The 22,791-nt window shown below is 68.9% G+C and carries 17 protein-coding genes and 2 tRNA genes; 10 read left to right on the plus strand and 9 right to left on the minus strand.

Annotated elements, in window-relative coordinates:
• The first annotated feature begins 1 nt into the window (after nucleotide 1).
• From thiD to ASD78_RS12320, 9 genes are all read left to right on the plus strand, one after another.
• A complete protein-coding gene (thiD, locus tag ASD78_RS12285; protein ID WP_055899946.1) occupies nucleotides 2-808 on the plus strand; it encodes a bifunctional hydroxymethylpyrimidine kinase/phosphomethylpyrimidine kinase in 807 nt (268 codons plus the stop codon).
• Entirely contained in the window at nucleotides 801-1,703 is a 903-nt protein-coding gene (locus ASD78_RS12290; protein WP_082575599.1) for an alpha/beta hydrolase, read from the plus strand. The genes thiD and ASD78_RS12290 overlap by 8 nt, the downstream gene beginning before the upstream one ends.
• 156 nt (nucleotides 1,704-1,859) lie before the next feature.
• On the plus strand, nucleotides 1,860-2,585 hold the full coding sequence (locus ASD78_RS12295; protein ID WP_235566491.1) for a TorF family putative porin: 726 nt from the start codon (nucleotides 1,860-1,862) through the stop codon (nucleotides 2,583-2,585).
• A gap of 12 nt (nucleotides 2,586-2,597) precedes the next feature.
• Nucleotides 2,598-2,690, plus strand: coding sequence for a potassium-transporting ATPase subunit F (locus ASD78_RS20075; RefSeq protein WP_082559519.1), 93 nt, complete (start codon nucleotides 2,598-2,600; stop codon nucleotides 2,688-2,690).
• Between the two features lie 135 nt (nucleotides 2,691-2,825).
• A complete protein-coding gene (kdpA, locus tag ASD78_RS12300) occupies nucleotides 2,826-4,655 on the plus strand; it encodes a potassium-transporting ATPase subunit KdpA (protein ID WP_056101732.1) in 1,830 nt (609 codons plus the stop codon).
• A 28-nt stretch (nucleotides 4,656-4,683) separates the two neighbouring features.
• Nucleotides 4,684-6,705 (plus strand): potassium-transporting ATPase subunit KdpB, encoded by a 2,022-nt coding sequence (kdpB, locus tag ASD78_RS12305; RefSeq protein WP_235566494.1) that lies wholly within the window; start codon nucleotides 4,684-4,686, stop codon nucleotides 6,703-6,705.
• 34 nt (nucleotides 6,706-6,739) lie between these two features.
• Nucleotides 6,740-7,342 (plus strand): potassium-transporting ATPase subunit KdpC, encoded by a 603-nt coding sequence (gene kdpC, locus ASD78_RS12310; RefSeq protein WP_056101749.1) that lies wholly within the window; start codon nucleotides 6,740-6,742, stop codon nucleotides 7,340-7,342.
• Between the two features lie 114 nt (nucleotides 7,343-7,456).
• Entirely contained in the window at nucleotides 7,457-10,117 is a 2,661-nt protein-coding gene (locus ASD78_RS12315; RefSeq protein WP_056101752.1) for a sensor histidine kinase KdpD, read from the plus strand.
• A complete protein-coding gene (locus ASD78_RS12320; RefSeq protein ID WP_056101754.1) occupies nucleotides 10,114-10,830 on the plus strand; it encodes a response regulator in 717 nt (238 codons plus the stop codon). Before ASD78_RS12315 ends, ASD78_RS12320 begins: the two co-directional genes overlap by 4 nt.
• A gap of 605 nt (nucleotides 10,831-11,435) precedes the next feature.
• On the opposite strand, the gene ASD78_RS12325 is transcribed toward ASD78_RS12320, so the two are convergent.
• The 7 genes from ASD78_RS12325 to lexA all read right to left on the minus strand — a co-directional run bounded on the left by ASD78_RS12325 (nucleotide 11,436) and on the right by lexA (nucleotide 17,577).
• Nucleotides 11,436-11,512: transfer RNA gene (locus ASD78_RS12325), tRNA-Arg, on the minus strand.
• 141 nt (nucleotides 11,513-11,653) lie between these two features.
• A tRNA-Ser gene (locus ASD78_RS12330) sits at nucleotides 11,654-11,746 on the minus strand.
• Nucleotides 11,747-11,815: 69 nt separating this feature from the next.
• A complete protein-coding gene (csrA, locus tag ASD78_RS12335; protein ID WP_055899964.1) occupies nucleotides 11,816-12,019 on the minus strand; it encodes a carbon storage regulator CsrA in 204 nt (67 codons plus the stop codon).
• Between the two features lie 156 nt (nucleotides 12,020-12,175).
• Nucleotides 12,176-14,809 carry an alanine--tRNA ligase gene (alaS, locus tag ASD78_RS12340; protein WP_056101758.1) on the minus strand — a complete coding sequence of 878 codons (2,634 nt, stop codon included), beginning with the start codon at nucleotides 14,807-14,809 and terminating at the stop codon, nucleotides 12,176-12,178.
• 167 nt (nucleotides 14,810-14,976) lie between these two features.
• Complete coding sequence (gene recX / locus ASD78_RS12345) at nucleotides 14,977-15,438, minus strand: recombination regulator RecX (RefSeq protein WP_056101921.1); 462 nt, start codon at nucleotides 15,436-15,438, stop codon at nucleotides 14,977-14,979.
• 240 nt (nucleotides 15,439-15,678) lie between these two features.
• A complete protein-coding gene (gene recA / locus ASD78_RS12350) occupies nucleotides 15,679-16,716 on the minus strand; it encodes a recombinase RecA (RefSeq protein WP_055899970.1) in 1,038 nt (345 codons plus the stop codon).
• 210 nt (nucleotides 16,717-16,926) lie between these two features.
• A complete protein-coding gene (gene lexA / locus ASD78_RS12355) occupies nucleotides 16,927-17,577 on the minus strand; it encodes a transcriptional repressor LexA (RefSeq protein ID WP_055899973.1) in 651 nt (216 codons plus the stop codon).
• Nucleotides 17,578-17,691: 114 nt separating this feature from the next.
• Here lexA and ASD78_RS12360 point away from each other — a divergent pair, with 114 nt between their 5' ends.
• Nucleotides 17,692-18,633, plus strand: coding sequence for a helix-turn-helix domain-containing GNAT family N-acetyltransferase (locus ASD78_RS12360; protein ID WP_055899976.1), 942 nt, complete (start codon nucleotides 17,692-17,694; stop codon nucleotides 18,631-18,633).
• A gap of 45 nt (nucleotides 18,634-18,678) precedes the next feature.
• On the opposite strand, the gene ASD78_RS12365 is transcribed toward ASD78_RS12360, so the two are convergent.
• Together ASD78_RS12365 and ASD78_RS12370 are read right to left on the minus strand one after the other, a co-directional pair.
• Nucleotides 18,679-19,176, minus strand: coding sequence for a CinA family protein (locus ASD78_RS12365; protein ID WP_055899979.1), 498 nt, complete (start codon nucleotides 19,174-19,176; stop codon nucleotides 18,679-18,681).
• A gap of 891 nt (nucleotides 19,177-20,067) precedes the next feature.
• Complete coding sequence (locus tag ASD78_RS12370; protein WP_235565761.1) at nucleotides 20,068-22,650, minus strand: TonB-dependent receptor; 2,583 nt, start codon at nucleotides 22,648-22,650, stop codon at nucleotides 20,068-20,070.
• Nucleotides 22,651-22,791 lie beyond the last annotated feature (141 nt).

Here is a 22,791-nt window from a genome sequence, read left to right on the forward strand (position 1 = left end):
AATGACGCCTCCCCCGATTTCCGCCCTCACCATCGCCGGTTCCGACTCCGGCGGCGGCGCCGGCATCCAGGCCGACCTCAAGACCTTCGCCGCGCACCGCGTGCACGGGCTCAGCGCGATCGCCGCCCTGACCGCCCAGCACACCCGCGGGGTGACCGCGGTGCACGTGCCCGACCTGGGCTTCCTGCGCGCCCAGATCGACGCCTGCTTCGACGATTTCGCTATCGGCGCGGTCAAGCTGGGCATGCTCGCCAACGCCGCGGTGATCGAAACCGTGGCCGATGCGCTGGAGCGTTACCGGCCGCCGCAGGTGGTGCTGGACCCGGTGATGGTCGCCACCTCCGGCGCGCGCCTGCTCGAACCCGAAGCGCTGGCCGCGCTGCGCGCGCGCCTGCTGCCGCTGGCCGGGGTGATCACCCCCAATCTGCCCGAAGCCGAGCTGCTGCTGGGCCGGCCGATCCCCGACCAGACCGCGATGCGCGAGGCCATCGCCGGATTGCGCGCGATGGGCGCGAACGCGGTGCTGCTCAAGGGCGGCCACCTGCGCGACGACGGCGACGTGGTCGATTACCTGGGCGACGATCAGGGCGTGCACGCGATCGCGCATCCGCGCCTGCGCCTGGAAGCGCACGGCACCGGCTGCACCCTGGCCTCGGCGGTCGCCGCCAACCTCGCGCGCGGACGCGACCTGCGCGAGAGCTGCGTCGCCGCCGCCGACTACGTGCACGCCGCGCTGCGCGGCGGCTACCGCCCCGGACGCGGCGATGTCGTCGTCCTCGACCACTACGGTGCCGCGCCGCATGACTGACCCGACTCCTCCTCAGGAAACCCCGACGCTGGAAACCCAACCGCCGCAAGTCCAGACCCTGGAACTGCCGCTGCAAGCCGAAGACGGCCACCGCTGGGCCTTGCTCGCGCGTCTGCCGCGCGCGCCGCAGGCGAGCCTGCTGTGGCTGCCCGCGCTCGGCGTCGCCGCCAGGCACTATCTGCCGTTCGCCGAAGCCATGGCCGCGCGCGGCATCGCGGTGTTCGTGCACGAGTGGCGCGGCAACGGCGGCAGCAGCCTGCGCGCGAATCGAGCCAACAATTGGGGGTATCGCGAACTGCTGCTGCACGATCTGCCGCACAGCGAGGCCGCGGTGACCGCGCAGCTACTGAACCTGCCGCGCATCCTCGGCGGCCACAGCCTGGGTGGGCAGCTGGCGGCTTGTCGGCTCGGCCTGCTCGCCCGCGACGGCGCGGCCGAACGGCCGACGCGCCTGTGGCTGGTCGCCAGCGGCGCACCGTACTGGCGCGCGTTTCCGCCGCGTTCGCGCTGGTGGCTGCCGTTCGCCTACCGCTTCCTGCCCTGGCTCGCGGATCGTCGCGGCGCCCTGCCCGGCCGCCGCGTCGGTTTCGGCGGCGACGAGGCGCGCGGACTGATCCGCGACTGGGCGCGCAGCGCGCTCAGCGGCCGCTACGCCGCGGCCGGCGTCGATATCGATCTGGAGGCCGCGATGGCGCAGGTCGAAGTCGAGGCGCGTGCGCTGACGCTGGACAGCGACTGGCTGGCGCCGGAATCCTCGCTGCATTTCCTGCTGACCAAGCTGCCGCGCGCGCAGAGCCGCATCGACACGCTCGACGGCCGCATGCTCGGCACGCGCGCCGATCACTTCGCCTGGATGAAGCAGCCCGGCGCGGTCGCCGCAGTGCTGATGCGCTGAACCGCGCCGGCGCCGCAACGCGCCGTCATGCGGCCGTTGCGCGGGTTTTACGCTGAATTTACGCCCGCCGGCGCGGGTGGAATAGAGGTTTTACGGCAGCGGTTTCGAGAATGGCGACGTGGCCGATCCGGCTTCGTTCGCAACTCGGAACCCGAAATGTCGATGCAACCGCTGCGCCTGCGTGAGGCGTCCATTCCCTTGGTTTTCGCCGTCTGCACCGGCGCCGGCCTGCTGGCGTTGGGCGCACGCGCCGATGCCGCCACGCTCACCGGCAACGCCGCGCTGACCAGCGACTACGTCTGGCGCGGCAGTACCCAGACCCAGGGCGATCCCGCCGCGCAGGCGGGCTTCAAGTTTGCCGGCGATTCCGGCTTCTACGGCTCGGTGTGGGGCTCCAACGTCGAGTTCGCGCCGGCGACCCACGCCAGCAGCGAGCTCGACTTCACCGTCGGCTGGGCCGGCAAGCTGTCGCAGGACTGGGCGCTGGACGTCAACGTCCTGCACTACCGCTACCCCTCGACCACGGTCGATCTCAACTGGACCGAACTCAACGGCACCCTGACCTACGCCGACAACTACTGGCTGTCGCTGGGTTACTCGAACGAGGCGCTGGGCAGCCGCGACAGCGGCGTCTATACGCAGCTCGGCGCCAAGTTCCCGATCAACGACCGTTTCCGCTTCGAAGCCGCCGCCGGCTACTACTACCTCGACGAGGTCTACGACGAGAGCTACGCGCATGCGCAGCTCAGCGCGGTGTGGGCGGCCAAGGCGCCGCTGGAACTGCGCCTGACCGCGCACGCGACCGATTCCGGCGCCAAGCGGATCTTCGGCGACGACTATGCCGGCAACCGCATCGAAGCGGCGCTGCAGGCGTCCTTCTAAGGAGACACGAGCATGCCCGGTTGGCTAGCCATGGTTTGCGCGGTATCGGTACTGGTGGTCGCCGCCTACCTCCTCTACGTCGTGCTGCGCCCTGAAGACTTCTAGGCGTAGCGGCGACGCGCGAGGCCGGGACGGCCTCGCCGCGACCCTCATGGTGCGAGGCCGGTCACGCCGCCTCGCGCCCCATCGGCGCCGTCCCTGGAGGGGCGGCGCTGATCACTTTCTGTTTGGTTGACGACGATGATCGACATCTTTCTGGTATTCGCGCTCGCGATCGGCCTGGGCTGGCCCCTGGGCTTGTATTTGGCGCGCGTGATGCGCGGCGCGCCCTCCAAGCTCGACCGCGTGTTCGGGCCGTTCGAGCGCGCGATCTATCGCGCGCTGGGCACCGACCCGGCGCGCGGCATGAGCTGGCGCGGCTACGCCCGCGCCTTCGTGCTGAGCAATCTGGTTCTTGCGGTGCTGGTGTGGCTGCAGTTCATGACCCAGGCCTGGCTGCCCCTGAATCCTGACGGCATCCCCAACCTGCGTTGGGACACGGCCCTGCACACCATGGTGTCGTTTCTGACCAACACCAACCAGCAGCACTACTCCGGCCAGGCGCAGCTGAGCTATCTCTCGCAGATGGTCGGCATCGTCGGCCTGCAGGTGGCGACGCCGATGATGGGGCTGGCGATGGTGGTGGCCACGCTGCGCGGATTGTTCGGCGGCCGCCAGGCGATGGACGCCGGCCGCGAGGCCTGCGAGGCGGCTTGCGAAGCGCCCGCAGACCAGGTGCCCGCATCCGGCCCGGTGTACGGCGCGCGCAGCGCCGCCAAGGCCAAGCTTCCGGCCGAGGGCGAAGCCCGCGACCTGGGCAACTACTGGGTCGACGTGACCCGCGCCACCCTGCGCTTCATGCTGCCGCTGTGCCTGCTGTGGGCGCTGCTGCTGACCGCACAGGGCGTGCCCTCGACCTTGAGCGCCGGCCCCAGCGTGCAGCCGGTCGACGCCAGCGTGGAGATGAAGGGGCAGAAGATTCCGCTGGGTCCGGTCGCGCCCATGGTCGCAGCCAAGCAGTTGGGCACCAACGGCGGCGGCTGGTACGGCCCCAATAGCTCGGTGCCGCTGGAAAACCCGACCCCGTTCTCCAACCTGCTGGAAATCCTCGCGATCATCTTAATCCCGATCGCGGTGACCTTCATGGTCGGACCGTTCACCGGACGCCGCCGCCTCACCGCGATGGTGTTCGGCAGCATGCTGCTGATGTCGGTGATCTCGACCGGCGCCGCGGTGGTGTCGGAGGCGTACTCGCCGACCAGCACCGACGCAGCGTTGATGGAAGGCAAGGAAGTCCGCTTCGGCGCCACCACTTCGGCGCTGTGGGCCGCGGTCACCACCCAGACCAGCAACGGCTCGGTCAACGCCATGCACGACTCGCTGGCGCCGCTGACCGGCGGCGTGGCCCTGGTCAACATGCTGGTCAACGCGATCTGGGGCGGCATCGGCTGCGGCTTGCAGCAGTTCCTGGTGTATCTGCTGCTGGCGGTGTTCCTGGCCGGCCTGATGACCGGACGCACGCCGGAATTGTTCGGACGCAAGATCGAAGCGCCCGAGGTGCGCCTGCTGGCCTTGCTGATCCTGCTGCAGCCGCTGGTGGTGCTGGGCTTCACCGCGATCACCGTGGCGCTGCCGTCGATCACCGGCAATTCCAATCCGGGCTTCCACGGCATCGCTCAGGTGTTCTACGAGTACACCTCGGCCTTCGCCAACAACGGTTCCGGTTTCGAGGGCCTGGGCGACGCCACCTATTGGTGGAACCTGAGCTGCTCGGCGGTGCTGGCGCTGGGCCGCTATCCGGCCCTGATCGTGCCGCTGGCCGTCGCCGGCCTGCTCGCGCGCAAGCGCGTCGCGCCGGAAGGCAGCGGAACCCTGCACGTGGAAACGCCGACCTTCGCCCTGACCCTGATCGCGGTGATCGTGATCCTGACCGTACTGCAATTCATGCCTGCGCTGGTGCTGGGCCCGGTGGCCGATCACCTGTCGCTGGCCGCCGTGTCGACCGCCGCTACGCCGTCGCCGGCTCTCTGAGGTAATGACCGTGAGCGAACAACAACATCTGGGTACCCAACGCCGCCATGCCGCGGCCGGGCTGGACGGCGCGGCTTTCCGCATCGCCCTGCTCGAATCCTTCCGCAAGCTGTCGCCGCGCCAGGCCCTGCGCAGTCCGGTGATGGCGGTCGTGCTGCTGGGCACGATCCTGTCGGCGCTGATCACCGCGGCCGTGCCGGGCAACGTCGGCTTCGGTATCGCTGTCACTCTGGTCCTGTTCGTGACCGTACTGTTCGCGAACTTCGCCGAGGCCGTGGCCGAAGCGCGCGGCCGCGGCCAGGCCGCGTCGCTGCGTGCCGCGCGCCGCGATCTGGTCGCGCGCCGCATCGACGACAACGGCGTGGAAACGCGCGTGGCGGCCACCCAACTCAAGCGCGGCGATCGCGTGATCGTCTCGGAGAACGAGTTGATTCCGGCCGACGGCGAAATCGTCGAAGGCGTGGCCACGATCAACGAATCGGCGGTCACCGGCGAATCCGCACCGGTGCTGCGCGAGGCCGGCACCGACCGCTCCGGCGTGATCGGCGGAACCAAGGTGCTGTCGGACGAAATCGTAGTGCGGGTCAGCGCCGAGCCGGGCGGCAGTTTCCTCGACCGCATGATCGCCCTGGTCGAAGGCGCCAACCGCCAGAAGACGCCGAACGAAATCGCCCTGACCATGCTGCTGGCGGCGATGACGCTGACCTTCCTGATCGTGGTCGCGACCCTGCCCCTGCTGGCCGGCTTCGTCGGCGCCAAGCTCGATCCGCTGCTGCTGATCGCGCTGCTGGTGTGCCTGATCCCGACCACCATCGGCGGCCTGCTGCCGGCGATCGGCATCGCCGGCATGAACCGCGCGCTGTCGGCCAACGTACTGGCGAAATCCGGCAAGGCGGTCGAGATCGCCGGCGATGTCGACGTACTGCTGCTCGACAAGACCGGCACCATTACCCACGGCGACCGCCAGGCGACCGAATTCCACCCGCTGGCCGGCGTCGACCGCTCGCAGTTGCGCGATGCGGCCCTGCTCGCCTCGCTCGCCGATCCCACGCCCGAAGGCAAGTCGATCGTGCGCCTGGCGCGCGAGCAGCACAGCGCCGTGGCCGAACCCGACCATGCCCGCTACCTGCAGTTCACCGCACAGACACGCATGTCCGGCGTCGATCTCGACGACGGCCGCGCGATCCGCAAGGGCGCCGGCGACACGATCGGCCAGTACGTGCGCGCTCTCGGCGGCGACGTGGCGCCGGAGCTGACCGCGCGCATCGAGCAGGTCGCGCGCGGCGGCGCCACCCCGCTGGTGGTCGCCGAGGGCCGCCACGTGCTCGGCGTGGTCGAGCTGTCGGACGTGGTCAAGCACGGGGTCAAGGAACGTTTCGCGCGGCTGCGGGCGATGGGCGTGCGCACGGTGATGATCACCGGCGACAACCCGCTGACCGCCGCGGCGATCGCGGCCGAGGCCGGCGTCGACGACTACATCGCCGAGGCGCGTCCGGAGGACAAGCTCGCGCGCATCCGCGCCGAGCAGGCCGGCGGCCGCCTGGTCGCGATGGTCGGCGACGGCACCAACGATGCCCCGGCGCTGGCCCAGGCCGACGTCGGCTTGGCCATGAACTCGGGCACCCAGGCGGCCAAGGAAGCCGGCAACATGGTCGATCTGGACTCGGATCCGGCCAAGCTGCTGGCGGTGGTCGAGGTCGGCAAGCAGCAGCTGATCACGCGCGGCGCGCTGACCACGTTCTCGCTCGCCAACGACGTGTCCAAGTACTTCGCGATCCTGCCGGCGCTGTTCGCCGCGGCGATTCCGCAGATGGCCGCGCTCAACGTGATGCGGCTGTCCAGCCCGGGCAATGCGGTGCTGGCGGCGCTGATCTTCAACGCGATCATCATCCCGGCCTTGATTCCGCTCGCCCTGGCGGGCGTGCGCTTCAAGCCCGCCAGCGCGGTCGTGCTGCTGCGCCGGAACATGCTGATCTACGGCCTCGGCGGCGTGCTGCTGCCGTTCGTGGGCATCAAGTTGATCGACATGGCCTTGGCTGCGATCGCCTGAAACCGCCGCGCCCCTACGTTTTCCAGGAACTGCGATGAACACCACCAGCCTTTCCCAAACCCGCACCATCGACGACCGCACCCCGCTGCGCGCGCCCCTGCTGTTCGCCCTGGTCGTCCTGCTCGGCTTCGGCCTGCTGTACTGCCTGGCCGGCACCGCGCTGGGCCGGCTCGCCTTCCCCTGGCAGGCCACCGGCAGCCTCGCGCTGCAGGACGGCAAGGCGCGCGGCTCGACCCTGGTCGCTCAGCCCTTCGCCGACGCGCGCTACTTCCAGCCGCGTCCGTCGGCGGCCAACTACGATCCGATGGCCGCCGCCGGCAGCAACCTGGCGCGCACCAATCCGGACCTGCGCAAGCGCATGGCCGAGACCGCGATCGCGGTGGCCGAGCGCGACGGCATCGCGGTGAGCGACGTTCCGGCCGAGCTCATCACCCAGTCCGGCGGTGGCCTCGACCCGCACCTGTCGCCGCGCGCGGCGCAGGTCCAGGTCGCGCGCGTGGCCAAGGCGCGCGGCCTGTCCGCCGCCGATGTCGACGCGATGGTCGTCGCGCACACCCTGCCGCGTCAGTTCGGCCTGCTCGGCGAACCGCGCGTCAACGTGCTCGAACTCAACCTAGCGCTGGATGCCCGCCGCTAAGTCCGTCACAAGACCCTCTCCCGCCGACCGCGGGAGAGGGAGCGATCGCGGCGAGCAGGGCGTCGCCGCGGTTTTCACTACGCCGCCCACGAAACAGAGCGCACAATGCCGCCCATGACCGATGCCCGCAGCGCTCAGGCAGACGCCCTGATCGGCGAACTCCAACGCCAGGGCGCCGGCCGCCTGACCGTTTTTCTCGGCGCCGCGCCCGGAGTGGGCAAGACCTACGCCATGCTCAGCCGCGCGCGCGAACTGCAGCGCCGCGGCGCCGATGTCGTGATCGGCATCGTCGAAACCCACGGCCGCGCCGAAACCGGCGCCCTGGTCGACGGCCTGGAGCTGCTGCCGCGCAAGCGCATCGAGTACCAGGGCCGCACGATCGAGGAGATGGATCTCGACGCCCTGCTCGCGCGCCGGCCCAAGCTGGCCCTGGTCGACGAGCTGGCGCACCGCAACGCGCCCGGCAGCCGCCATGAGCGACGCTGGCAGGACGTGGCCGAACTGCTGGACGCCGGCATCGACGTCTACAGCACGGTCAACATCCAACACCTGGAAAGCCTCAACGACGTCGTCCACCGCATCACCGGTGTGCGCGTCGGCGAGACCGTGCCCGATGCGCTGTTCGACCGCCTGCGCGACATCGTGCTGGTCGACCTACCGCCGCGCGAACTGATCGAGCGCCTGCAACAGGGCAAGGTCTACGTGCCCGATCAGGCCGCGCATGCGCTGCAGGCGTTCTTCTCGCCCAGCAACCTGACCGCGCTGCGCGAACTGGCGATGCAGACCGCCGCCGACCGCGTCGACAGCGATCTGCGCGAGGCCCAGACCGCGCGCGGCCTACCCGGTGTGCCGCTGCGCCGTGGCGTGCTGGTGGCGATCGACGGGCGCGGCCAGTCCGAATACCTGGTGCGGATCGCGCGCCGCCTGGCCGAACGCCGCGACGCGCCCTGGACCGTGGTCACGGTGCAGACCGCCGCCGCGCCGGCGGATGCGCAGCAGGTCGAACTCGACCGCGCCTTCGCGCTCGCGCGCCGGCTCGGCGGCGACACCGCGGTGCTGCATGGCGCCAGCATCGTCGACGCGCTGCTCGATCACGCCGCGCGCGCCGGCATCAGCGCGATCGTGCTCGGCCGCACCCGCGAGCGCCCGGTCGCGCGCATGTTCAACCGCACCCTGACCCAGCAGCTGATCCAGCGCGGCGCGCACTACGAACTGACCATCGTCAGCACTCCGGAGGCGCGCGCCAAGGCGCGCCGCGCGCTGCGTCCGCTCGGCGGCCTGCTGACCCGCTCCGACGCCGGCCTGGCGGTGATCGCGGCGGCGTTGGCGACCGCGCTGGCCTGGATCGCCGAACGCTGGATCGGCCTGGACGATCTGTCGCTGATCTTCATCGTCGCTGTGGTCGTGGTCGCCGCGCGCACGCGCATGACCGCGGCGGTGATCGCGGCGGTGCTGTGCTTCTTCGCCTACAACTTCTTCTTCATCGAACCGCGCTACACCTTGCTGATCGGCGCCAGCCAGGGCGTGACCACGGTGGTGCTGTTCCTGGTCGCGGCCCTGGTCGCCGGCCGCCTGGCGTCGAAGCTGCGCATGCAGGTGCTGGCGCTGCGCGCGGCCAATGCGCACGCGATCGCGCTGCAGACCCTGGGGCGCCAACTCGCCGCCGCCGCCGACCTGGGCCAAGTGACCCAGGCCGCGCGCGACGCCTTGCGGCGCTCGCTGGGCGCCGACGCCATCGTGCGCTTCGGCGACACCGGCCTGCACGGCGCCGACCTGCCCGAACTGACCGACAAGGACCGCGCCGCCGCCGATTGGAGCCTGCGCCACCGCCGGCCGGCCGGGCGCTACACCGACACCCTCGCCGGCTCGGACTGGTGGTTCCTGCCGTTGGCCGGCGGCGACGGCGGCGTGATCGGCCTGCGCTTCCCGCAACGCGGCGGCCGGCTCGGCCCGGAGCAACAGCGACTGGCCGAAGCCATGGCCGAGGACATCGCCCAGGCGGCGGTGCGCACGCGCCTGGTCGCCGACCTGGAAAACGCCCGCGTCAGCGGCGAGACCGAACGCCTGCGCTCGGCGCTGCTGTCGTCGGTCTCGCACGACCTGCGCTCGCCGTTGGCGGCGATCATCGGCGCGGCCAGCAGCCTGGACAACTACGCCGAGGCGATGAGTCGCGAGGACCGCCACAGCCTGCTGGAAACGGTGCGCATCGAAGGCGAGCGCCTGGACCGCTACATCCAGAACCTGCTCGACATGACCCGGCTCGGCCACGGTGGGCTCACCCTCAACCGCGACTGGATCGGCGTCGACGAACTGATCGGCTCGGCGGTGACGCGCCTGCAGCGCTACGAACCGGGCGCGCGCTTCGAGATCCGGCTGGAACCGGAGCTGGGTCCGATCTGGGTCCACCCGGCCCTGGTCGAGCAGGCCTTGTTCAACGTGCTGGAGAACGCCGCCAAGTTCTCGCCCGCGGGCGAAGCCGTCACCGTCGAAGCGCGCCACGTCGACGGCCAGTTGCGCATCGACGTGCGCGACCGCGGCCCCGGCATTCCCGAGGACGAGCGCAAGCGCATCTTCGACATGTTCTACAGCGTCGAGCGAGGCGACCGCGGCCGCCAAGGCACCGGCCTGGGCCTGGCGATCTGCCAGGGCATGATCGGCGCCCACGGCGGCAGCGTCGAGGCGCTGCCGGGCGCCCCGGATGAGCATGATCGCCGCGGCACCACGATCCGCATTACCCTGCCACTCATCGAACCCGCCGCGCCCGCAACCGCATGACCGAGGACACCGCCGCCGGCGCCGCCACCCAGACCGCACGCGTGCTGGTGGTCGACGACGAGCCGCAGATCCGCAAGTTCCTCGATATCAGCCTGCGCGCGCAGGGCTACGCCGTGGAAACCGCCGACACCGGCGCCGGCGGCCTGGAGGCGCTGGCGACGCATGGCGCCGATCTGGTGATCCTCGACCTCGGCCTGCCCGACCGCGACGGCCACGAAGTGCTGCGCGAGCTGCGCCAGTGGTCGTCGGTGCCGGTGATCCTGCTGACCGTGCGCGCCGGCGAAGCCGAGAAAGTCGACGCGCTCGACGCCGGCGCCAACGACTACGTGACCAAGCCTTTCGGCGTACAGGAGCTGATGGCGCGCGTGCGCGCGCTGCTGCGCTCGCACGCGACCCAGGGCGAGGCCCTGCCGGTGTTCGACGACGGCCGCCTGCGCATCGACCTGGCCCGGCGCGAGGTGCGCCTGGACGGCGAAAGCGTCGCCCTGGCGCGCAAGGAATACGCGCTGCTGGCGCTGCTGGTTCAGCATGCCGGCCGCGTGGTCACCCAGCCGCAGCTACTGCGCGAACTCTGGGGCCCGACCCACCAGCACGATACCCACTACCTGCGCATCCTGGTCGGCAAACTGCGCCACAAGCTCGGCGACGACGCGGCCGCGCCGCGCTACATCGTCACCGAACCGGGCGTGGGGCTGCGCTTTATCGAGCGCTGATTCGGCGAGACGGCACTCGAACGGCGCAGCTCGGACGTGGCTTCAGCGTAGGTGCCGATTTGAGGCAGGAGCGACATCGGCCGTGGCCGACGCAATGGATGCGGTGCCGCGATCGCGGCTTACGCCGCTCCCACAGAAGGCAGCAGGAGCGTCTCGACACAGCCCTAGCAGAGAAGTACGGGCTCACCGTATCGCGCCCCCCGGGTCGCCCCGCACGAAACACGTCGCCGCTTCCTGTGGGAGTCGCCTGGCGCGAAACACGTCGTCGCTTCCTGTGGGAGTCGCATGGCGCGAAACGCGTCGCTATTTCCTGTTGGAGTCGCCCCGCACGAAACACGTCGCTGCTTCCTGTAGGAGCGGCGTAAGCCGCGATCGCGCAAGCCCGATCGGCTGCGACGCCGCCGGTCGCGCGGCTTCGGCCCAGCGCGTCGCCGGCGGGCTGCCTGTTTCGGTAAGCCAGCGGATCGCGGCTTACGCCGCTCCCACAATGGAACGACGTCGGCACATGTGCGGGGCCGCATCGCCGGCCTGGATCGCGTGGGCGTTGCGAAGACCAAGAAAAGCAAAAAGGCCGACAAGTTTCCTTGTCGGCCTTTCGCTTTATATGGTGCGCCCGGAGAGATTCGAACTCCCGACCCCCAAGTTCGTAGCCTGGTGCTCTATCCAGCTGAGCTACGGGCGCGCAGTCGAAGAATTATGACGGAACCGCATGAAATCGTCAAACCTTTCGATGCCGTTTCTGCGTCGGATTTCGTTCGCATGACCACTCGCGTACGAAACCTTCCGCAGACAAAAACCGCCCCAAGGCGGCCTTCGTTACAACTGGCGGAGACTGAGGGATTCGAACCCTCGATGGAGCTTTTGACCCCATACTCCCTTAGCAGGGGAGCCCCTTCGGCCTCTCGGGCAAGTCTCCGCGGAAACACGTACAGCGTTCGCGGGCGGGAAGCATAACGGCTCGTCCCGCGCGCGGCAAACCTTTTTATCAGCCTGCCGCGTTTTTGCCGGAGTCGTCGGCCGGTTCTTCGCCGCGCTGGATGCGCTGGTAGATCTCTTCGCGATGCACAGCGACATCTTTCGGTGCGGTAATACCGATACGCACCTGGTTGCCCTTGACGCCGAGCACGGTGACGGTCACCGAGTCGCCGATCATCAGGGTCTCACCGACGCGACGCGTCAGGATCAGCATTGGAAAACCTCCTCGTGCCGGCAATTCGTTTGCCGGCGTTGGCGACGATCCGCAAAAAAAGGTCACGGAAAGCGCTTACAGTTTTGTACACAAACGTGAACCATATTAGCCAGCGGCCAAAATCGGCCGCAAGCGATAGAAGTCACTGTTCGCCGTTCAGATTAACCTACTCTCGACCCAGCCTGCGACACCGGCCAGGGCCTGCGACAAAGCCGGGCCGTCGTCTCCGCCGCCCTGCGCCATGTCGGCGCGGCCGCCGCCCTTGCCGTTGATCTGACCGGCAACGTGGGCGAGCAGTTCCCCCGCCTTGACCTTGCCGGTCGCGCTTCCATTCACTCCGGCGACCAAAGCCGCCTTCCCCTCACTGGCACCCGCCAGCAGGATCACCGCGTCGCCCAGCTGCTGCTTGAGACGGTCTACCGCCTCGCGCAGGGCCTTGGCATCGAAGCCTTCCAGGCGGGTCGCGATGACCTTGACCCCCTGGATTTCGGCCGCCGAGGCGGCCAGGTCGGAGGTCGCCCCGGAGGCCGCCTTCGCCTTGATGGCTTCGAGTTCGCGCTCGAGTTTCTTCTGCCGATCCAACAGCGACCGCAGTTTGTCGGACAAGTCCGACGGGTTGCCGCCGAGCAGGCGCGCGGCCTCTTCCAGGCGCTGCTCCTCCTCGGAGACGTGGTCCAGAGCGCCCTGCCCGGTCACGGCCTCGATCCGGCGCACGCCGGCCGAGACGCCGCCCTCGGCGAGGATCTTGAACAGACCGATATCGCCGGTGCGCGAGACGTGGGTGCCGCCGCACAGCTCGGTCGAGGTCTCGCCCATGCGCAGCACGCGCACGCGGTCGCCGTACTTCTCGCCGAACAGCGCCAGGGCGCCGAAATCCAGGGCTTCCTGCATACCCATCTGATGGACTTCGGCCTCGTGGTTGCCGCGCACTTCGGCGTTGACCCGGCGCTCGATCTGCGCGAGCTCGGTGTCGGTCAGCGGCTGGAAGTGGGCGAAATCGAAACGCAGGCGGTCGGGCGCGACCAGCGAGCCCTTCTGCACCACGTGGTCGCCCAGCACCTGGCGCAGCGCGGCGTGCAGCAGGTGGGTGGCGGAATGGTTGAGCACCGTGGCGGCGCGACGCGGGGCGTCGACGGCGCCCAGAACCCGCTCGCCGCGGCGCAGGACGCCGGCGCTGAGGGTGCCGATATGGCCGTGGAACTGGCCGGCGAACTTCTGGGTGTCGCGGACCACGAAACGAGTGCCGGCCTCGTCCAGTTCGCCGGCATCGCCGACCTGGCCGCCGCTTTCGGCGTAGAACGGGGTGCGGTCGAGAATGACCACCGCCTCGTCGCCGGCTTCGATGCTCTCGACCGGGCGGCCGTCCTTGAGCAGGGCCACGACTTCCAGGCCGCCCTCGGTCAGGCGCTCGTAACCCAGGAACTGGGTCGGCGCGAGCTGCGCGGCCAGTTCGGCCGGCATGGTCGTGGCGTTGCCGAACTTGCCGGCTTCGCGCGCGCGGCGCTTTTGTTCTTCCATGGCGGCATCGAAGCCGGCCATGTCCACCGACAGGCCGCGCTCGCGCGCGATGTCGGCGGTCAGGTCGACCGGGAAGCCGTAGGTGTCGTACAGGCGGAAGGCGTCGGCGCCCGGGATCGCGTCCTGGGAGCGCGCGGCGACTTCGTCGAAAATGCGCATGCCCGAGTCCAGCGTTTCGGCGAAACGCTCCTCTTCGGCCTGCAGGGCGCGCTCGACCAGGTCGCGCTTGGCGGCCAGCTCGGGATAGGCCTCGCCCATGACCTCGACCAGCGCGGCGACCATGCGGTGGAAGAACGGCTGCTTCTGGCCCAGCATCCAGCCGTGGCGCAGGGCGCGGCGGATGATCCGGCGCAGCACGTAGCCGCGGCCTTCGTTGGAGGGCAGCACGCCGTCGACGATCAGGAACGAGCAGGCGCGGATGTGGTCGGCGATCACCCGCAGCGACTTGTTGTCGAGGTCCGGGGTCGAGGTGAACTCGGCCGCGGCCTGGATCAGGCGCCGGAACAGGTCGATCTCGTAGTTGCTGTGAGCGTGCTGCAGCACTGCGGCCAGGCGCTCCAGGCCCATGCCGGTATCGACGCAGGGCGCCGGCAGCGGCATCAGGCTGCCGTCGGGCTGGCGGTCGAACTGCATGAACACCAGGTTCCAGATCTCGATGTAGCGGTCGCCGTCCTCGTCGGGCGAGCCCGGCGGGCCGCCGGCGATGTGCTCGCCGTGGTCGTAGAAAATCTCGGTGCAGGGACCGCAGGGGCCGGTGTCGGCCATCTGCCAGAAATTGTCCGAGGCGTACGGCGCGCCCTTGTTGTCGCCGATGCGGACGATGCGCTCGACCGGCACGCCGATCTTCTTGTGCCACAGGTCGAAGGCCTCGTCATCGGTGTGATAGACCGTGACCAGCAGGCGCTCGGCCGGCAGCTTCCAGACCCGGGTCAGCAGCTCCCAGGCCCAGGCGATGGCGTCTTCCTTGAAGTAATCGCCGAACGACCAGTTGCCGAGCATCTCGAAGAAAGTATGGTGGCGCGCGGTATAGCCGACCTGGTCGAGGTCGTTGTGCTTGCCGCCGGCGCGCAGGCAGCGCTGAACGTCGGCCGCGCGCACGAAGCCGAGCTTCTCGCTGCCGAGAAACACGTTCTTGAACTGGACCATGCCCGAGTTGGTGAACAGCAGGGTCGGATCGTTGGCCGGCACCAAAGGCGCCGACGGCACGATGGTGTGCCCCTTGCTGCGGAAGAACTCGAGGAAATCGCTGCGGATTTCGTTGGTGGTTTTCATGCCTGACGCGCGAACTCGATAGGACCGGGCCGGACTGAGCGGTCCAGGGCCTCTGCCCTCACGATGGGGGCGTCGACTGGAACAGGCAACCCAAAACCCGAAAGCCGCGTAGCCTAACAGGCTCCGGGCCCGGTTGCGCGGGGTCCGCAGCCTATTTGGGCTTGCGTTCAGTCGTCCGGATCGAAACGAGTCGCTTTTCGCACCCGCTCGCCGTCGAAACCGCGGCGTATCAGGAAGTCGGCGGCCTTGCGGCGCAGGGCCAAATCCTCGCTTCCGGCCTCGCCGGACAGCCCTGCGAACCTACGCCGGACCAGGTCGCGGGCGTTCTCCAGCCAGTCGCCTTGGTAGCTGTCCAGCGCCCGGGCGATGGCCTCGGAGTCCAGGCCGTGGGTGGCGAGTTCGGCACGCAGCCGGATCGGGCCGTAGCCGCTGCCGGCGCGGCTGCGGACCAGGCTTTCGGCGAAACGGGCATCGTCCTGCCAGCCCAGACCGGACAAGGTCTCGACGGCGGTCTCGACCTCGGCGGCATCCATGCCGCGCGAGGTGAGTTTTCGCTGCAACTCCTTCCTGGAGTGCTCGCGCCGGGTCAGCAGACCCAGTGCGCGTTGGGTGGCGCTTTGTTCGCGCATGCCGCGGCGGCGGCGTCCGCCACGGCCGTTTTCGGGGCTGGCGTCTTGGGGGCTGGCTTCTTCGGGACTGCCGTCGTTGGGACGGTCGCCCTCAGGAAGGTCGCCCTCAGGGCGGCCGCCATCGGTCCGGCCGGCTTCGATGGAGCCGGAATCCAGCTCCAAACCCTGCGGCTTTGCCTCACGCATGCCCGGCTGCCCTCGCTAGCGCCTTGCGTCGACGGCAACCGCCGACGCGTGGCCTCAGTCGTCCAGGCCTTCCGTGTCGACTTCGTCGCGCTTGACGTCGGTCGGCACGAACTTCTCGCGCAGCGCGGCCTCCAGACGGGTCGCGACCTCGGGGTTCTCCTTGAGGTACTGGCGAGCGTTCTCCTTGCCCTGGCCGATACGCTCGTCGCCGCAGCTGTACCAGGCGCCCGACTTCTCGACCAGCTTGGCCTCCACGCCCATGTCGATCAGTTCGCCTTCGCGCGAGATGCCTTCGCCGTAGAGGATTTCGGTGACGATCTGCTTGAACGGCGGGGCCAGCTTGTTCTTGACGACCTTGATCTTGGTCTGGTTGCCGATGATCTCGTCGCCCTTCTTGATCGCGCCGATGCGGCGGATGTCCAAGCGCACCGAGGCGTAGAACTTGAGCGCGTTGCCGCCGGTGGTCACTTCCGGGCTCTGGCCGGGCATCATCACGCCGATCTTCATGCGCAGCTGGTTGATGAACACCACCAGGGTGCCGGAGCGCTTGATGTTGCCGGTCAGCTTGCGCAGCGCCTGGCTCATCAGGCGGGCCTGCAGGCCCGGCAGCTGGTCGCCCATCTCGCCTTCGATTTCGGCCTTGGGGGTCAGGGCGGCGACCGAGTCGATCACCACGATGTCGACCGCGGCCGAACGCACCAGCATGTCGGCGATTTCCAGCGCCTGCTCGCCGGTGTCGGGCTGCGACAGCAGCAGATCGTCGACCTTGACGCCGAGCTTGGCGGCATAGATCGGATCCAGGGCGTGCTCGGCGTCGATGAAGGCGGCGGTGCCGCCGTTCTTCTGGCATTCGGCGATGGCCTGCAGGGTCAGGGTGGTCTTGCCCGAGGATTCCGGGCCGTAGATCTCGACCACGCGGCCCTTGGGCAGGCCGCCGATACCCAGGGCGATGTCGAGCATCAGCGAACCGGTGCCGATGACTTCCGTGGCTTCGACCGCGCGGTCGCCCATGCGCATCACCGAGCCTTTGCCGAACTGCTTTTCGATCTGGCCCAGGGCCGCCGAAAGGGCGCGCTTCTTGTTCTCGTCCATCGTGATGTCCTTAAGTAAGTCGTGTCGTGTTGGTAGGCAATCTAGAGGACGCGGATCGCACGGACTGAGACCGGCGCGCCTTCGATGAAAATTTATTCCGGCGGGCCGGGCCGGCGCAGTCGGGAGAACGCCGGCCGGGCTGTCGGATTTTCCCCCGCGCGGCGGTCGGAAGCGGCGGCGCGGCGGCGGCGGTCGTTCATTGCGCGGCGCTCAGCGGTTCGGCCGGACCAGGCCGCAGTACAGGCCTTCGATCGCGAAGTCCTGATCGGGCTGGACCTCGATCGGGGCGAAATCGGGGTTGCGCGGCAGCAGGCGGATGCGGTCCTTGCCGATCTTCAGCAGCTTGACGGTGATCTCGTCGTCGATGCGCGCGACCACGATCTGGCCCGAGCGCGCGTCGCCGGTACGGTGTACGCCGATCAGGTCGCCGTCGAAGATGCCTTCGTCGCGCATCGAGTCGCCCTTGACCTTGAGCATGTAGTCCGGCGACGGGAAGAACATGTTGCGGTCGAGCAGCACGTAATCGTCGGCCTCGATCTGGGCGCCGGAGCCGATCGGCAGGCCGGCCGCGACCCGGCCCAGCACCGGCAGGCGCAGGGCGTCGTCGTTGGCGGCAGCGGGCAAGGCCAGCCGGCCCTGCTGCGACGGCGGCGGCTGCAGCACGCGGATGCCGCGCGCGCGCCCCGGAGTGCGTTCGATCGCCCCGGCGGCCTCGAGCGCCTCCAGGTGGTACTGGGCCGCGCGCACGCCCTTGAAGCCGAAGGCCTTGGCGATCTCGGCCTGCGACGGCGGCAGTCCCTCGGCTTCGATCCGTTCCGCGATCAACTCGAGGATGGCTTGCTGGGTATCGGTCAGGTCCATGGTTAGTAGTATTACCACTAACAAACGGCCGCAGCAACACCGTCTCCCCGGATTTTATTTGACTTAGTCAACTAACCATCCGAGGCTGGTGCCCTGCCCGCTGGAGCGCCCGCCATGACCGCCGATATCGCGACCGCCGAAGTCGATGCCGTCCGCGCCTTCAACCGCTTCTATACCCGCCGCATCGGCGTGCTGCAGGAAGACCTGCTCGACAGCAAGTTCCCACTGACCCAGGCGCGGGTGCTGTTCGAACTGGCGCAGCGCGAGCCGGTCGCGGCGCGCGCGATCGGCGATGCGCTGGGATTGGATCCGGGCTATCTGAGCCGGATCCTGCAGGGCTTCGCCGACGCCGGGCTGATCGAGAGGACGCGCTCGGAGGAAGACGCGCGCAGCTTCGTGCTGACCCTGTCGGCGCAAGGCCGCGAGGCTTTCGGCGGGCTCGACCGCAGCTCGCACCAGGCCACCGCGGCGATGCTCGCGGCGCTGTCGCCGCTGCAACGCGAGCGCCTGTTGCGCGCGATCGGCGAGGCCGAGCTGGCGCTGTCGCCGCAAACCGTGCCGGAAGCGCAGCGGGTCGTGCTGCGTGGGCACCGGATCGGCGACATCGGCTGGGCGATCGAACGCCACGGCCGGCTCTACGCCGACGAATACGGCTGGAACGGGGATTTCGAGGCCCTGGTCGCGACCCTGTTCGCGCGCTTCGCCAGCAGCCACGATCCGTGGCGCGAGCGTTGCTGGATCGCCGAGCTCGACGGCGAGCGCATCGGCTGCGTGTTCGTGATCCGCAACGCCGACGATCCCGACGCGGCGCAGCTGCGTTGCCTCTTGGTCGATCCGCGCGCGCGCGGCCTCGGCGTGGGCCGGCGCCTGGTCGAAGCCTGCCTGGCGTTCGCGCGCGAGGCCGGCTACCGGCGCATGCTGTTGTGGACCAACGACATCCTGAGTTCGGCGCGGCACATCTACGAGCGCTGCGGCTTCGTACTGACCGAGGAGGAGCGCCACCACAGTTTCGGCCACGACCTGGTCGGACAGGTGTGGAAGCTCGAGCTGGATTGAATCCCCGCGCCGGGGCGGGCGAGCGTCCCTGCGCGACTGCGAAGCTCAGACCGCCAGCGCCAGCATGCCCTGCAAGGCCGCCGCGACGGTCTGCCGGCGCACCGCCTCGCGGTCGCCGGCGAAATGGAAGACCTCGGCCTGGGGGTAACCGCCGCGGCGTTTCCAGGCGATCCAGACCGTGCCGACCGGCTTGTCCTCGGTGCCGCCGCCGGGACCGGCGATGCCGGTGACCGCGACCGCCAAGGTGGCGCCGGTGTTGGCCAAGGCGCCGGAGACCATTTCGATGACGGTCTCGCGGCTGACGGCGCCGAACTGCTCCAGGGTCTGCGGGCGCACGCTCAGCAGCGACTGCTTGGCTTCGTAGCTGTAGGCGGCCATGCCGCATTCGAACCAGCCGGAGGAGCCGGCGATGTCGGTCAGGGTCTTGGCGATCCAGCCGCCGGTGCAGCTTTCGGCGGTGACCAGCATGTGGTGGTGGCTGCGGGCGGCCTCGCCGACCTGTTCGGCAAGGCGTTGCAGGGCGGCATCGGAGACGTCGGTCATGCGCGCACTATAACGGCCCGCCGCGCTTGCGCTTTGCGGGATCGGGCAACGCTGGGGTGACGCCGGTGGAACGGCGGGCGGACCAGGTTCGGCCCGACCGAACCGTCGGATCGAAGCCAGGTGCCGCTTCCTGTGGGAGCGGCGTAAGCCGCAACTGCGATGCAGCCGGGCCCGCGATCGCGGCTTACGCCGCTCCCACAGTGAGCGTCGTTCTGCCTTGGGGTAGGAGCGGCGTCAGCCGCGACCTGCTAGAGCCAGTGCGGCGACGCGGTCGCGACTTACGTCGCTCCTACCCCAAAGCGGATTTGCCCCGAGGGGTTCGGTTTCCAGATAGGTTTTGCCTTCGGGCGCCGAATCGTCGCCGTCCGCAGGAGCATGTGAGTCGCGATTCCGGCGTTGCCGAAGTCGTGCGATCGCGGCTTACGCCGCTCCCACAGTGAGCGTCGCTTGGCCTTGGGGTAGGAGCGGCGTCAGCCGCGACCTGCGAGCGCCAGCGCGGCAGCGCAGTCGCGACTTACGTCGCTCCTACCCCAAAGCGGGTTCGCCCCGAGGGGTTCGGCTTCCAGATAGGTTTTGTCTCCAGGCGCCGAATCGTCGCCGTCCGCTGGAGCAGGTGAGTCGCGATTCCGGCGTTGTCGAAGTCGTGCGATCGCGGCTTACGCCGCTCCCACATTGAGCGTTGCTCGGCCTTGGGGTAGGAGCGGCGTCAGCCGCGACCTGCGAGCGCCAGCGCGGCAGCGCAGTCGCGACTTACGTCGCTCCTACCCCAAAGCGTCGCTCCTACCCCGAAGCGGCGCACCATCCCGAAAACGACGACGCGCGGACCTTGCGGCCCGCGCGTCGTGTCTGATGCCCCAGCCAGCAAGATGCCGGCCGCAGCGTTCTACGGCCTCAGTACGCCACCCGGAAGGTCACGCCGTAGGTACGCGGCGCGCCCAGGAAGGCGTTGAACGAGTTGAAGGCGTTGTTCGGCAACGGCGACACGTTCTGCAGCGGCGCGTCGAAACCGACCTGCGCGTACTCCTCGTCGAACAGGTTCTGACCCCACAGCTCGACCATCCAGCGGCGGTCGCGACGGCCGATGGCGACGCGCGCATTGACCACGGTGAAGGCGCCCTGCTCCTTCTCCGGATCCAGGTCGGAGCCGGTGTTGTAGTCGGACATGTACTTGGCGCCGAGGTTGAAGCGCGCCACCAGGTCGCTGGCGAAGTTCCAGTCGTAGGTGATCGAGGCCGAGCCCGACCAGTACGGCGCGAAGCTGACCTGGCTGCCCGGCAGCTTGTATAGCGCGCCGGCCGGCGCGGTGCCGCCGGGCGCGATGAAGTCGCCGCCGGGACGCTCGTCGCCGTAGCGGGTGTCGGCGTAGGTCAGGCCGGCCTGGACCATCAGTCCCTTCTGCGGCTGCCACAGCACTTCGGTGTCGATGCCCTGGGAGATCACTTCCGGGATCGAGCGCACCACGAAGCTGGTGCCGAGGAAGCTGTTGAGCTGGAAGTCCGAATAGGTCTGATGGAACAAGGTCGCGTTGAGCAGCAGGTTGCCGTCGGCCCAGGTGGTCTTGGCGCCGAGCTCGAAGCTGTTGACGAACTCGCCCGGGAACGAGGTGTCGTCGACCGGCCGGATGCCCTGCCCCGCGCTGGACAGGCCGTTGGCCGACTGCACGCGGTCGAGGTTGAAACCGCCGGCCTTGTAGCCGCGCGCGCCGGAGACATAGGTCATGACGTGCTCGTTCCAGCGGTACGCCACTTTCAGCGTGCCCGACCATTCTTTCTCGTCGCTCTCCTGATGGGTCGCGCGGCCGTTGTGCAGCGGATTGGCCCAGGGCAGGCAGCTGAAGCCGACGATGTTGCTGATGATCGCGGCCTGCTGCGCCGGCGGCAGCGAAGCGAACGGCAATCCGCGCCCGGTCAAGGCCGCGGCGATGCGGCCCTGCGCGGCCGGGCTGACCTGGCCGTTGGGACCGAAGTACGAAGCGCAGCCGGCGCTGCCGTTGGGATTGCTGTAGCGCGAATCCAGTTCCTTGTTCTCCTGGGTGTAGCGCACGCCCATGGTGACGTCGAGCGCGTCGGTCGCATGCCAGGTGTTGTTGGTGAAGAAGGCCTTGCTCTTGGCGTTCTGGCGGTACTTGTCGTCGGCGCCGAAGCCGATGAAAGCGGTGCCGAACGGACGCCCGGTGGTCTGCGACAGGAAGGTCGCCGCGGTCGGCGACTGCGCCAGCGCCGGGTTGATCAGGGCCAGCAGCGCGGTCGACAGATAGGGCTCGTAGGCCGCACCGATACGGTAGGTCTCGTTGCGGTTGAGGTCCTCGTCGGAGAAGAACAGGCCGAACATCCAATCGACCTTGGCGGTCGAACCGGTCAGGCGGAACTCCTGGCTGAAGGTCTTGAACTCGGTCAGCGACTCGTCTTCGTCGGCGTTGCGATACAGCAGGTCGGCGCTGGTGAAGTCGAAATCCAGGCCGTTGATCGAGCGCCACTCGCGCTTGGCGGTGATCGAGGTCAGGGTGGCGTTGTTGAACCAGGGCGTGATCCAGTTGACCTCGGCCGAGACGCCCTTGTCCTTCATGTCCTGCTCGGTGCTGCGGTTGCTGTAGGCCACGCGCGCGAACGGGTCGGCGACCGGAGCCACGCCGGAATCCGGCGACAGCGCATCGATGATCGCACCGGTGGCGCCGCGCTTTGTGGTTACGGCGGCGCAGCAGTTCTCTTCGCGGCTGGTGAAGTCGCCGATCAGGTTGATATCGAGGTTTTCGGTCGGCTCCAGCAGCAACTGCGCGCGCAGGGTGTGGAAGTTCTGGTCGGTGTCTTCCTTGTCCTGGCGCGGGCCTACGCCGGTGCGCACGTCGAGGAAGCCGTCGCGCTTGCGCTGGGCGCCGTAGATGCGGAACGCAGCGTTGTCGCCGATCGGCGTATTGAACGCACCGGCCAGGCCGAGCGCGCCGTAGTTGCCGACGGTGAACTCGCCCTCGACCGACGTGTTGTAGTCGGGGCGGCGGCTGATGACGTTGATCACACCGGCCGAGGTGTTCTTGCCGAACACCGTGCCCTGCGGCCCCTTGAGCACTTCGATGCGCTCGATCTCACCCAGGTCGCCGAAGCCGACGCCGTTGCGTGGCCGGTACACGCCGTCGATCACCACGCCCACCGACGATTCCAGACCGGCGTTGTCGCCGACCGTGCCGATGCCGCGGATGCGCGCGGTGGTCTGGGCTTCGCTCTGGGTACTGGTGACGGTCAGGCCGGGCACCAGCACCTGCAGATCCTTGACATCGCGTACGCCGGTGTCCTGCAGCAATTGCTGGGGCAAGGCGGTGATCGCGATCGGCACGTCCTGCAGGGCTTCCTCGCGCTTCTGCGCGGTCACGGTCAGACCGGCGAGCGTGGTCGCTTCCTCCTCGTCCTTAGCGGTTGCATCCGGCGACGCCTGCTGCGCGTGCAACGGTGCGGCGGTGATCGCCGCCAACGCTGCCGCCACCGCAAAAGCGAGACGCCCATGCTTCCTTGTTCCCTGGCTAGCCGACTTGCGAGCACTCATCGCGACCTCCCCTGACATTGTTATACCGCCGGCATCTGCCGGCGGAGACCTGGCCCTGCGAATTGACGACCTGCAGACCGC

The sequence above is a fragment of the Lysobacter sp. Root667 genome (assembly GCF_001427715.1).
Classification (GTDB): Bacteria; Pseudomonadota; Gammaproteobacteria; order Xanthomonadales; family Xanthomonadaceae; genus Lysobacter.